The sequence below is a fragment of the Nocardiopsis sp. iso_186 genome, assembly GCF_056173365.1.
Genome location: NZ_CM149670.1, coordinates 1675741 through 1688059, shown reverse-complemented (window position 1 = coordinate 1688059; position 12319 = coordinate 1675741). Strand labels below are relative to the sequence as shown.

Below are 12319 nucleotides of genomic sequence, written 5' to 3'. Positions count from 1 at the left end.
AGCACCCACCGGAGGACCTTCCCGGAGGCCGGCTCACTTACGCTGCCCCGCTCCCAGGAGGAAACGGCTTCGCCGTGCATGGACGTGGACAACCGGACGGCCTGCGGCCGACGCCCCGACCGCAGGTACATAGGATGATCGGCTGTGAATGCGCATCCGGATGCGGGCCCTCCCGCTACACCTCGCAGGGGACTCCTCCCCCGCGCCGCGGAACTGACGCGCGCCGCCGGGGGCTCGCTCTCCCCCACCTGGATGGTGCTGATCGGCATCCTCTCGGTCCAGGTGGGCGCGGGAATCGCCAAGAACCTGTTCGACGTGTTGCCACCGAGCGCGGTGGTGTGGCTGCGGCTGCTCACCTCGGCCCTGGTGCTGCTGGCCATTGCGCGTCCCAGGCTGCGCGGCCGGACCCGCGCCGACTGGCTGGTGGTGGTCGGTTTCGGGGTGTCCCTGGCGACCATGAACTACGCCATCTACGAATCGTTCGCGCGGATCCCGCTGGGCATCGCGGTGACCATCGAATTCCTGGGCCCGTTGGCCGTCGCGGTAGCCGGATCGCGGCGGCGCGTCAACCTGGTGTGGGTGGCCCTGGCCGCGACAGGCGTGCTGCTCCTGGGACGCGGCGGAGGCGATCTCACCATCGCGGGGGTGGCCTTCGCGCTGCTGGCCGGCGCCGCGTGGGCCGGCTACATCCTGCTCAGCGCGGCCACCGGACAGCGCTTCTCGGGCACCTCCGGACTCGCCATCGCCAGCGTGGTGGGGGTGGTCCTGATCGCCCCGGCCGGGATCTCCCAGGGCGGCGCCGCACTCGTCAACCCGACCCTGCTCGCGATCGGCCTGGCCGTGGGCCTGCTGTCGTCGGTCGTCCCCTACACCCTGGAGATGCAGGCACTGCGCCGGATGCCGCCGCGGGTGTTCGGGATCTTGATGAGCCTGGAGCCCGCAGCCGCCGCGTTGGTCGGCGTGGCACTGCTGGGCGAATTCCTCTCGGGCTGGCAGTGGCTGGCGGTGGGATGCGTCGTCGCCGCGAGCGTAGGGGCCACGCGCTCTGCGGGCCGGGCCGCCGGGGGGCCTGCGGCGCGCGCCGATCGGACCGATCCGGGCACGGGCCGAGCACAACCGGATGCGGGTGCACCGCCGCAGTAGTCGTTACCGTCCCTTGCGTCCGCCCCGTCGGTCCGGTGGGCGCGGCGCGCGGCCACCCCTCCCCGGGAACGACCGTCCGTGCTGCTCACAGAGGTTGGGCGGGCCCGAGAGCCGCACCGAAAACCCTCTACTACAGTGTGTCGTATGACTGGCTCTCCCCCTCTCGCCGCCGCGGCGACGGATGAACTCGTGCTTCTCGGCCAGCCCTTCTGGGTGTGGCAGGTGGCACTGGCCGTGCTCGGCGTGGTGGTCCTGGCACTGCTGGCGCGCACCATCTGGCAGCCGACGACACGCTCGCTGCGCTGGTGGGCGCTGGGCAACATCGTGGTCAACTCCGGAATCGCCGTCACCGGCGCCACCGTTCGCGTGACTTCCTCGGGCCTGGGCTGCTCGGAGTGGCCCAAGTGCACACCCGAGAGCTTCGTCCCGGTGGGCGTCGAACACGCGGCGCTCAACGCCGCCATCGAATTCGGCAACCGCACGCTGACCTTCCTGGTGCTGGCGGTCGGCGTGATCGTGCTCGTGGCTGCGGTGCGTACCCGGCCCAAGCGCCGCGACCTGGTGTTCATGGCCGCCATCGTCCCGGTCGGCGTGCTCGGCCAGGGAGTCGTGGGCGGGATCACCGTGTGGACGGACCTGCACCCTGCGGCAGTGGGGTCGCACTTCGTGCTGTCCACTCTCGTGGTGATCGTGACCGTGGCCCTGTACGTGCGCTGCCGGGAACCGCAAGGGCCGCTGAAGCGTACCGTCACCAGGCCGCTGCACCGTACGGCCACCGCGATGGTACCGCTGGGCCTGGTGCTGATCGTGGCGGGCACGGTGGTCACCGGAACCGGACCGCACGGAGGGGACGCTGCCGCACCGCGCTGGGGCTTCGACCTGGAAGTGGTGACGCGGATCCACTCCGTCCTCGCCTGGGCGGTGTCGGCACTGGCGGTGGCCGTCGTGGTCATGGCGATCGCCACGCGTGCCCCGCAGGTGGTGCGCCGCCAGGCGTGGCTGCTGATCGCCGCGATCATCGTCCAGGGCACGATCGGCTACGTCCAGTACGCGCTGCACCTGCCCGAGTGGCTGGTGGTACTGCACGTACTGGGGTCCACCGTGACGTGGGTGGCGATCCTGCGCCTGTACTTCGCCACCACCGAGCGGACTGCGCCTACTGCATCGGGCCCTGCGGCGGAGGTCCCGGATGCTGCCGGTGCTGCTGGGCTTGCGCCTGGGCGATGACGTGCGAGAACTCCGCCCGACGGAGGAACCCGGAGTCGGTGGCCTGCGGTGTCCATGAGGGCGCCGCTGGCTGGGCGATCCGCCCCAGGAACGCGTCGCGGGCCACGTGCATGAGCGCGAGGAAGGCATCGCGCCGCTCCCACCAGGCGGGGGGCGCCACACCGCGGTTGATGCGCTGGTGGAGCAGCGCCAACTCGGTGGCGGCCATCTGATAATCCTCCATGGCCCTGCGTCCGGGGCGGCCTGCGTTGCGCGCGGCCCAGGCTCGGGCCTGTTTGCGCCCGCGCATCGAACTGAGCATGTTCACGTCGGCCGGGGTCACCAGACCGGTGGGGATGTAGGGCGGCAGGTAGTGGCCGATGGCCGCGACCTGGTTGTGGCGGTCGTGCACCGCGATGGCCACGATCCCTACGAGCAGGCCGAACAGCACGAGGTAGGCGACCCCCAGACCGATCCAGCCGAAAACGGTCGAGGCGTTCCACATCCCGTGCAGGAAGACGGCCAGCATCCATCCCCCGATCGGGGCGAGGAAGCGGGCGCGGCCATTGTGCATGGCCGCGTAGGCCACGCCCAATCCGGTCATCGCCGTGTAGATCGGATGGCCGAAGGGGACGATCAGTCCACGCAGGACGAAGGTGAAGGCGAAACCGCCGAAGCCGTCGGAGAACAGCGCCGAGAGGAAGTAGGAGATGTTCTCCGTGAAGGCGAAGCCGGTGGCCACCATCGCCGCGTAGATGACCCCGTCGGTGTAGGAGTCGATCTCGTGGCGGCGCCGCCACAGCAGGAACAGCAACGCGGCTCCCTTGGCACTCTCCTCGACCAGTGGGGCGCCCACCGCCGTGGTGATGAAGGTCCCCAGGTCGGTGCCGAAGGTCGGGACCGTGTAGAGCTCCAGCCCCAGGGTGTTGAGGATGAGCGCGGCCAGGACCGCGATCCCCGCACCCCACAGGAACGCGAACACCAGCATGCTGTGGGGCTCCGGTTCGAGGCGGTCCAGCAGCAGGATCAACGGGATCAGGATCGTGACCGGGATGACCGCGGCCACCACGCTGATGAAGAACGCGACGATCCCGGCCGGGCCCGCTGCGACGAATCCCGTCAGGAACAGGTAGCCCAGCATCAGACACATGCAGATCACGCCGATGACGCTGCCGACGATCAACCCGACGGAGCGCCGTCCGGGTTTGCGGCCTTCGAGGATCGCTCTGGTGTCAAGGACAGGCATGGCATCTGAGCGTAGCGGGCCGGGAGAGGAAGAACGGGCTCTGCGAAAGCATCGGGGTTTCGCGGCCGACCGGCATGACGCCAGTGCCGCATGTCAACATATCCGGATGTTTCGCCGTTGCGCCACGCCTTCGGGAGCAGTGCCCCTAATCTCATCGACATGCCCTCACTCGACCACGAGTTCCCCCTCGACCTGATCAGGCATGCGCCCGATCTCGCCGTACGACTGCTCGACCACGTCTCGGAACGGCCGCTGCCCGACTTCGCCCGGGTCCGCTGCGACTCGGGGGACATGACCACGACCGCGCCCCCCGAACTGCGCGCGGATTCCGTGGTGGTGCTCGAACACGACGCGGACCCCGGCGAGCAGTCGGACGCACCGGTCCTGGCGATCGTAGTTGAGTGTCAGAACGGCTACGACCAGCACAAACGCTTCAGCTGGCCCGCGTACGTGGCGAACCTGCGCGCCCGCCTCGGCTGCCCGGTGATCCTGCTCGCCCTGACCCCCACAGAGGCGTTGGCACGGTGGTGTTCCACACCGATCGACCTGGGCGGCGGCTATCTGGTACACCGGCCCCTCGCCTTGGGGCTCTCCTCACTCAAGCCGGTCACCGATCCCGAGGAGGCTCGCGCCGAACCGGAACTGGCGATCCTGGCCGCGGCCCACAACCACGTTGACGATCCGACCGTACTGGACGCGCTGCTGCCTGCTTTCGACTCCCTCGATGAGTCGAAGAGCACCCTGTATTCTGACTACGTGCTCGCGGCGCTTCCCGCCGCGGCCAGGAAGTACCTGGAGGACGCCGTGACCGCAGGCACCTACGAGTTCAAGACCGACTTCGTCGGCCGCCCCTTCCAAGAGGGCAAGACCGAGGGCAAGGCCGAGAGCGTGCTGACGATCCTCGATGCCCGCGGCATCGCGGTTCCCGAGCCGGTGCGCGAGCGGATCACCTCCTGCACCGACCCCGATGAGCTCACCCTCTGGCTGCGCCGCGCCATCACGGCCGCGACGGCAGCGGACCTCTTCGACTGACATCCAGTAGGAGCATCCCGACAGGGGCACCGCACGCCACGGCGCCGATCACGACTCGGCAGAGCGGATGGAGCCGCTCGCGTCCAGCGGCGGCCCCGCACCGACTCGACCGGTGTTCCTTGCCTCGTCCACCGGCATCGTCCGCGTCGAGCACCCCTGGTGCACCTGGACGCCGTCGAGATGCTCCTCCCACGGGGAAAGAGCAGTGTTCCCGGCCGCCTCGCCTTCCGGCACCAGAGCCCCTCGCCGTTCCAGGGTGTATTGCCCAGCACGGTTTCCGCCGTGGAACCGTTCACGCAGCGGGCCATCGTCAGTGCCGTGGCGCCGAAGGCCCCGACGAGGCGCGTCCACTCCCCCGGCCAGTTCGGCAACGGCCGCAGGAGGCCACGTTCCCCGATGGGACAACACCCCGCGGTCGGCCCGGGACCCGAGGCCCGGGCAGCGCTCAGTCATGGCCGGCCAGCGCCCAGGCGTCGGCGTCGAGGTGGGAACGGGCACTGTCCAGATAGGTCATGGCGGCCAGCCAGGCCGTGGCCAGGGCGTCGGGCGGCGGGACGGCCGACTCGCCGGTGGTGGTGCGCAGGCGGTACCGGGCGGCGCCGGTGAGCTCGGCGAGGAGCCCCGCAGCCGTCGGCAGGTGATGCCTGCGCAGCTGGGCGGGCAGCACGCCTGGCTGCGGAGCGGCGTCGCGGCCCGCCTCTGCCACCCGGTTGAGGACGCGGGCCACCCCGGTGAAGGGCGAAGCCCGAACCGGATGCGCGGGCACCCCCGGTTCGGGTTTCGCCGACTGCGCGGCGGTTCCCGGGACGTCGTCGAGCGAGATGTTGACCAGCCCTTTCCAGTCGGCCGCGAGCGGGAAGGCGGGGTCCGGTGCCACGGTCAGGGGCATGAGCGTCCCGGGGGCGTCAACGACCGGCCGGGCCACCACCCGCATCCGCAGGCCGGGAACCGCGGCCAGGCGGGCGAGGGTCCGGACGCCCTGGTGATCGCGCGCCGTTCCCGCCGACAGCACCAAGCGGCGCCCGGTCGCGGCCTCCACCGCGCCGACGTCTCCCCCGTCCAGCAGACCGGTGAGGGCGAGGTTGACGAAGACCAGGTCCGCGCCGGTGCGGTGCGCCGGTGCGGCCAACGCGGCCAACGCCGCACCGACCTGGTCGGCCAGGGGCCGCTCCCAGAGCACCGCCAAGGGGCGCTCGTTCCAGGCGCATCCGCCCATGGGGGCGGCCGTGGTGGCCGCGCCGCCGCTGAGTCGGCCGTCCGCGCTGGCGCTCACCTCCTGGGCGATGAGACCGGACCGGGTCAGGGCGCGGTGGCTGAGCGAGACCCGTCCGAAGGCGACCGAACCGCCGTAGGCCGGAACGACCCGGTCCGCTCCCCCTGGCGTGACGGCCCCGATACGCCAGAAGCGCGGCGCGTCCTCCTCGAAGGAGACGGCGTGGCTGACCACCCCGCCGTAACCAGAGGTGGTGACGACGCGTTCGCAGCCCAGACCGTAGAGCCGCAGCGAACCGATCCGGGTGTAGGCACGACGCCCGATACCGACATCGGCCAGGGTCGCGGCCGGTCTGGGCCCCTCGGGGCCGCCGCCCAACCGCCAGGCGACATCCAACAGGCTCGACAGCTCGGCGGCGTAGGCGGCCAACGCGAAACCGGGGCCGGCGAAGTCGCGCGGTCCGGCGGCCACGGCGGTGCAGGCGGCGGCGAGCCGGGGCAGCCGGGCGACCCTGGCCAGCCCGGCCGCGCGCAGCAGTTCGACGCGCTCCGCCGCACCGGCGGCGCGCACCCCGACGGCAAGGGCTCCTGCTCCTGCGCTCCAGGCGAACCGGGCCGCGGTGCGGGTGTCCTCGTCAACCTCCACCTGTTCGGCGAGGGCGTCAACGGTTCCGGTGCGGGACGGTTCGGCGGGGTCGGGGGCCGGCGGGTGGACCGGCTGCCCGTCCACCCCCGGCTCAGGGGGGTCGGTGCTGTCGAGGAGCCCGACGACCGAGAGCAGGTGCAGGCAGCGGGGGCTGAGCAGGCAGCCGCAGCCGACCTGGCCGACTTCGGTGATGTCGGACGCCCCCAGGCGTACGGTCTCGGTGCCCGCTGCGACGAGCCAGCTGTCGCCGTCGAGAGTCCACTCCCATGACTGGGCGGCACGGGGGTCGGCGTCGATCTTCTTGCGCACCCGGGCGGGCGCGGCGGCGAGCAGGTCGGCGAGCAAACCGGGGTCGATGCGTGGGCGGGGCTGGGTCACCGGGGGCCTCCTCGGCGGGCTGGCGCGGGAGGAGCCTGGACCGGGGGTGAAAGCCGGTCGGACTCCGTGCGTACGGGAAGGACGAAGGGAGGGGAAGGACATCCGGGGTGCGCCTAACCGCTGCCGCGGATCTGCTCACCGATCCAGGCCGCGAGCTCCTGGGGGCTCAGCGCCGCCACGGGCATTCCCGCCGCGACGAACTGCTGGGCAGTGGCCTTGTTGTAGACGGGCTTGCCGGCATCGTCCAGGGCCGCCAACCCCAGCAGGTGCGCACCCGAACCGGCCAGTGCCCGTACCTCTCCCAGGGTGCGGGACAGGCTCCCGCCCTCCTCGAAGTCGGTGATCAGGGCGACGATGGTCCGACCGGGAACGGTCATCCGGGCACGGGTGTAGGCGAGGCCGGCACCGATATCGGTGCCCCCGCCGACCGCGACCTCCAGGAGCAGGGCCAGTGGATCGCTGACCCGGTCGGTGAGGTTGACGACCTGGGTGGAGAAAGTCGTGAACGACACGCTCAACGCCGGCAGGCCGTGCAGGACCGCCGCCACCAGAGCGGCGTAGATGGTGGACCGCTCCATCGACCCTGATACGTCCACCACGATTCGCACATGCCAGTCCGCGCTCTTCTTGGCCTTGGTGGTGAAGATCGGCCTTTCCGGAACGACCTGTGGGCCGTCCGGGCCGGGGCGCACCGTGTGCAGGTTGGCGCGCAGCGTGCGCCCGAGGTCGAGCCGCCCACCACGACGCCGGGTGGGGCGCGGTACCGACAGTCCCGACAGGGCGGGCGCCAGTCGCCGCGCGAGTTGGCGGACCAACTGGGCGACGAGCTGGTTGACGAGCGGTCTGAGCCGGGCCACTCGCGCCTCGGGCATCCCCCCGGCCAGGGACAACACCTGTTCCAAGAGGTCCACCGAGGGGGCGACCTTTTCCGGGTCGAGCTGCTCCAGCACATCGGAGCGTCCCCTCTGCGCGGCGCGGCCCAGCACCTCCTCGCGCACCCTCTCACCGAACAGCGCCTCCAGTTCCTGGGACCATTCCCGTGGCGCGGGGTGCGAGGCGCCGGTTCCCGCCCCGCCGGACGCCCGGGACCCTTCTCCGTGGCCTCGCCCGTACAGCTCGTCCAGGGCGGCCGCGGCGCGCGCCCCCTTCTCGCCGGCGGCCTGGGGTGCCTGGCCCAGGACGAGACGCCACCGGTCGGCGGGGCCGATCACCCGGGCCTCTTCCGAGCGCGGCGGTCCTGCGACGGGGGCCTGCTCCGCCGGGGCAGTGACGGAGGCGCCCAGTGTCAGGCCGGGCAGCAGGGCGTGAACGGCGTCGCGGGCGGCGAGGTCGGCCCGCACCCAGGCCACGGCGGTCTCCGGGGCGACGGCGAGGCCGCCGCCGGTGTCCCCGATGCGTTCGGTGATGGTTTCCAGGAAACGGCTGCGCGCAGCGGTCGAGAGCGTCTCGAAGCCGTCGCGCAGAGCGGGCAGTCGCTGCAGGAATGCGTCGTCCGACCAGGTCTCCACCCGCCCGGTCAGTGCGTCCAGCACTCCGGGGTCGCCTTCGACCACGGCCGCGGCCACGGTCAGGACACCGGTGAGACGCAGGGAGAGGACGCGTCCGGGGGCGTGGTCGCCTTCGCGCGGGCCGTGGGCCGCGGGCAGATCCAGCCACCCCGACAGGCGGGCGGCGAATTCGTCGGTACCGGTCTCCTCCAAGAGCAGCAGCGCGGCGCACGCCGCCCCCTGCGCGAGGGGACCGCCGTCGGCGGCGAGTGCGCGCAGGTGCCACAGCAGGCGTTGGGGGCCGACCGCACCGGGCAGCGCGGTCTGGGCCTGCACCAGGCGTACCACCCGCAGCAGCGCCACGGCGTCGGCGGGGTCGGTGCTGCCGGACATCCCCGGTACCGATGCCACGGCCGCCTCGGCCAGCCGAATGCCCAGCCGGGTCAGGGACTCGGGGGCGGCAGCCATGCCGGGGACCTGGCCTGCGGCGATGCGTCGGACGTGTTCGTGCAGTTCGACGGCGTCGGCCAGGCCGGCTCGCGGCAGCACCTCGGTCTCGATGCGCTCCCCGAGTTCGCCGACGAGATCGGGCAGTGCGCACTCGGCCGCGTCACCGAGCAGGGCACCGGCAACGGCGGGGGTGATCTCACCGTTGTCGGCGCTCTCCTGTGCCGTGCGCAGCCTGGCCCGCAGGCGCCCGCGCGCGGCCTGGTCCAGAGTGATCCCGTAGCAGGCGCTCAGTTCCACGGTGGCGGCCGTGGTGGGACTCCAACGCACGCTCCAGGTGCGGCCGAGGGCTTCGGTGCCTCCGACACCGGAGGATCCGCGCTGCTCGGCGTACCCCACTCCGGCTGCGCAGAGCCGCTGGAGGGCGATGTGGCGGTCACGGTCGCGTCGGGTGCGCAGGGGGTCCAGCCGTATTTCCTCGACCTTTCCGGAACCGTCGGGCCCTGGAAGGCCGAGGTCGGCCAGCAGCACGCGCACGTGCACGGTGAGTCCGGCCTCGGGGGACTGGGGGGCGGGCGCGCCTCGCCTGGATCCCACGAGTTCGCGCTGGGCCGCACGGGCGATGGCGCGGGCCCTGCCCAGCGGTTCGCCCTGGGCCAGTGCACTGGTGAGGCTCTCGATGAGTTCGCGTCGTCCGGGGGCGGGCAGACCGCGCAGGACTGCGAGGTCGCGGGCCATCCGGTAGGCGGCGACTGTGTCGGTGACCCCGGAGACGTGCCCCTGGGCGCGCAAGTGCGTGCCCAGGCCGGCGAACCTGCGTGCGGCCGCGCGTTCGACCTCCTCCGGGCGGCCGCCCGTCTCGTAGACGTCCTGCTGCCACTGCGGGTCGCGGATTCCGGCAGGGTAGCCCGAACGGGAGTCCAGGAGGGCGAACGTGTAGGGAATGAGCGCGGTGGTGAGTCCCGTGTCGGTGGCGGTACCGGGGGCGGGAACGGTTACCTCGGCGGTGGCGGGCAGCCCGTCCGGTTGCGGGCCCCGCAGGTGGGCAAAGCGATGGTCGTCGGGGAGGAGGGCGGCCGCGTGGAAGGCCCCTACGACGGCGACCGGGCGCCGGGCCCCGATCTCGGCGATGCGACGGCGCATCCACGCTTCACGGGCACGGTCGCGGGCGCCCGCACCGCCCCTTCCCAGGGTGTCGGCCCTGGTCGCCCAGCCGAAGGTGAGGGCGGCACGGCGGACCTGCTCGGGCTGGGCCCCGTAGGACCGCGCCTCCACCATGCGGTCCCACATCTCCTCGGAGTCGGTGGTCGCGGTAGTGCGCAGGAGCGCGTCGGTCAGCCCCGGGGGGCGGTCGAAATCGGGTGCGTCGTCGGGGACCGAAAGCGCACAGGGGAGGTCGATCGCGTAGGCGGGCACTCCGTTGGCGTACGCCCAGCGCAGAGCGGCGAGCTCCGGGGAGAAGTCGGCGAAGGGGTAGTAGCCGTGGCGGTCGCGGGACGGGTCGCCGAGGACCAGTGCGACGGGTGCGCGGGTGTCGGGGTGGGCCAGCCACTCCAACCAGGGTTGGGCCTCAAGCGGGAGTTCGACGAGGACTGCGTCGGGGGAGGCGGCTTCCAGGAGGGCGGGCATCGCCGCGGCCAGCGCCGGGGAGTGGTGGCGTACGCCGATGATGTGGGGTGCACGGGCGGCGGCCAGGGCCTCGGGCAGGGCCGTGGCTTCGTCGGGGCCGATGCCCGTCGCCGTGTCCGCCCCGTGGGGGGCGGCAGCCCGGGCGCTCACTCCCCCACCACGTGGCGCAGCTCGTAGAGGCGTTTCCACAGGCGGGCGCCCTTCTCCGCCCGGTGGCGAATAGTGGAATCCCAGTAGGCCAGCAGCCGGCCCTGGTCGTCGGCGTCGTCCTTGCGGACCGCCCCCAGGAGGTACCCCGGCAGTAGGGAGAGGGGGTCGGCCACGTCCAGGTAGGCGGTCTGCAATCCCAGCGAGGTGGTGACGCCCACCGCCTCGGCGGTGCTCAGCACGGTGGTGGGCCGCTCCACGGGCCAGCCCTCCGCAGAGGTGCCGGAACGCAGGTCGCGAAAGGCGGTGACGAGGGCTTCCAGAACCGCGTCGTCCACGGGGAGCTCGTGGCCGTGCCGGGCGAGCGCGGCACCGGCCTGGCGGCGCACCAGGGTGACCTCGGCGTCGAGGTCGGCGATGGGCGGTACGACTTCGAAGTTGAAGCGTCGTTTGAGGGCCGCACTCATCTCCGACACGCCCCGGTCGCGCAGGTTGGCGGTGGCGATGACGTTGAAGCCGGGGCGGGCCAGGAAAATACCGTCGTCGAGGTCGGCACCGGTACCGCTTCCGGTCAGGCCGGCCAGTTCGGGCACGGCCATGCGACGGTCGGAGAGCAGGGAGACCAGCGCGTCCTGGACCTCGGGAAGGCAACGGGTGACCTCCTCCACCCTGGCCAGGCGGCCGCCACGCAGTGCGGTGAGCACCGGCGAGGGGGCGAGGGCCTCGGGGGTGGGCCCCTTGGCCAGGAGCAGGGCGTAGTTCCAGCCGTACCGGAGGTGCTCCTCGGTGGTTCCGGCCGTGCCCTGGACGGTGAGGGCGCTGGTCCCGCTGACGGCGGCCGACAGCAGCTCCGACAGCAGCGACTTGGCGGTACCGGGTTCGCCCACCAGGAGCAGTCCTCGTTCTCCGGCGAGGGTGACCACGCAGCGTTCCACGAGTCCGCGTTCACCGACGAACTTGGGCGTGATCTCCATGGCGGCGGGGAGGCCGTTCACGGGGTCGGCGAGACGCAGTTTGGCGCCGGCGCTGCCGACGATGAAGACGACGACCGAGCGCGGGGTGAGGCGCCAGCCCGGTGGGCGCGGACCGGAGTCGTGGGCGGCGAGGAAGGCGAGTTCCTCGGCGTGGCGGCGCTCGGCCGGCTCGATCTGTACGTCGGTCGTGGTGACGGACACCGGGTCTCCTCGAAGGCTGGTGGGGTGAGTAAGAAGTATCAAAGGGTGCTGACAGTGCGGAGAGCCGGTACCGTCCGACAGCGGCGGCTATGCTCCCCCGTGTCCCGGCTGGTTTGATCCGGATAAGGAGCCGCAACGATGTCTCAGACGGCGCGCACCGCTGTCCCCGCCCGATACTCGATTCCGCTGTGGGGCCTGCGCGCAGCGGTGTTGGCGCAGACCGCAGTGCTGGTCTGGGAGTTCGTCACGGCGGGCCGGTTGGTGGAACAGGACTTCACCGCTCTTTCCCTGCACGCCGGTGGGGCGATCGTGCTGCACGTGGTGGCCGGGCTCCAGTTCGTCGCCGCGCTGTTGCTGTGGCGTCCCGGCCGGGGATCCCCACTGCCGGCGGTGGTAAGCGCGCTCGCGTTCGGCCTGGGGTTCGTCCAGGCCTACCTGGGCAGCCACCTGATGCTTGAACTGCACGTTCCGGTGGCGATGCTCCTGGTGGTCCTGGTGGCGTGGGTCCTGGTGTGGACGTGGACACGTTCGGCGGGGCGCGTGTCGGCCTGAGCGGCCCCGCGTCCGGGGC

Annotated in this window: 9 protein-coding genes; 4 read left to right on the top strand and 5 right to left on the bottom strand. The window is 72.0% G+C overall.

The annotated features are described in order from the left end of the window. The first annotated feature begins 144 nt into the window (after positions 1-144). On the top strand, positions 145-1143 hold the full coding sequence (locus AC0VYP_RS07590) for an EamA family transporter (RefSeq protein WP_475473186.1): 999 nt from the start codon (positions 145-147) through the stop codon (positions 1141-1143). 144 nt (positions 1144-1287) lie between these two features. Then, positions 1288-2370 carry a COX15/CtaA family protein gene (locus AC0VYP_RS07585; RefSeq protein ID WP_285761005.1) on the top strand — a complete coding sequence of 361 codons (1083 nt, stop codon included), beginning with the start codon at positions 1288-1290 and terminating at the stop codon, positions 2368-2370. Here AC0VYP_RS07585 and AC0VYP_RS07580 read toward each other — a convergent pair. Continuing rightward, positions 2300-3595, bottom strand: a complete 1296-nt coding sequence (locus tag AC0VYP_RS07580; RefSeq protein ID WP_475473185.1) for a PrsW family intramembrane metalloprotease — start codon at positions 3593-3595, stop codon at positions 2300-2302. The genes AC0VYP_RS07585 and AC0VYP_RS07580 overlap by 71 nt on opposite strands. A gap of 90 nt (positions 3596-3685) precedes the next feature. Between AC0VYP_RS07580 and AC0VYP_RS07575 the strand changes: the two genes are divergently transcribed. Next, complete coding sequence (locus tag AC0VYP_RS07575) at positions 3686-4627, top strand: hypothetical protein (RefSeq protein ID WP_475473183.1); 942 nt, start codon at positions 3686-3688, stop codon at positions 4625-4627. A 48-nt stretch (positions 4628-4675) separates the two neighbouring features. On the opposite strand, the gene AC0VYP_RS07570 is transcribed toward AC0VYP_RS07575, so the two are convergent. The 4 genes from AC0VYP_RS07570 to AC0VYP_RS07555 all read right to left on the bottom strand — a co-directional run bounded on the left by AC0VYP_RS07570 (position 4676) and on the right by AC0VYP_RS07555 (position 11748). After that, the gene (locus AC0VYP_RS07570) at positions 4676-4861 is read right to left on the bottom strand and encodes a hypothetical protein (protein ID WP_475473182.1); all 186 of its coding nucleotides are present in this window, start codon (positions 4859-4861) and stop codon (positions 4676-4678) included. A gap of 211 nt (positions 4862-5072) precedes the next feature. Next, positions 5073-6863, bottom strand: a complete 1791-nt coding sequence (locus AC0VYP_RS07565) for a hypothetical protein (protein ID WP_475473180.1) — start codon at positions 6861-6863, stop codon at positions 5073-5075. 113 nt (positions 6864-6976) lie between these two features. Next, entirely contained in the window at positions 6977-10576 is a 3600-nt protein-coding gene (locus AC0VYP_RS07560) for a DUF5682 family protein (protein WP_475473179.1), read from the bottom strand. Beyond that, complete coding sequence (locus tag AC0VYP_RS07555) at positions 10573-11748, bottom strand: ATP-binding protein (RefSeq protein WP_475473177.1); 1176 nt, start codon at positions 11746-11748, stop codon at positions 10573-10575. Before AC0VYP_RS07555 ends, AC0VYP_RS07560 begins: the two co-directional genes overlap by 4 nt. A 138-nt stretch (positions 11749-11886) precedes the next feature. Here AC0VYP_RS07555 and AC0VYP_RS07550 point away from each other — a divergent pair, with 138 nt between their 5' ends. Next, positions 11887-12300: a hypothetical protein gene (locus AC0VYP_RS07550; protein WP_285760993.1), complete on the top strand. Its 414-nt coding sequence runs from the start codon at positions 11887-11889 to the stop codon at positions 12298-12300. The last annotated feature ends 19 nt before the right edge of the window (positions 12301-12319 follow it).

Excerpts from the sequence above, each read along its gene's own strand:
- AC0VYP_RS07585 (WP_285761005.1), top strand. The coding sequence starts at position 1,288 with ATGACTGGCTCTCCCCCTCTCGCCGCCGCGGCGACGGATGAACTCGTG.
- AC0VYP_RS07580 (WP_475473185.1), bottom strand. The coding sequence starts at position 3,595 with ATGCCTGTCCTTGACACCAGAGCGATCCTCGAAGGCCGCAAACCCGGA.
- AC0VYP_RS07575 (WP_475473183.1), top strand. The coding sequence starts at position 3,686 with ATGTCAACATATCCGGATGTTTCGCCGTTGCGCCACGCCTTCGGGAGC.
- AC0VYP_RS07550 (WP_285760993.1), top strand. The coding sequence starts at position 11,887 with ATGTCTCAGACGGCGCGCACCGCTGTCCCCGCCCGATACTCGATTCCG.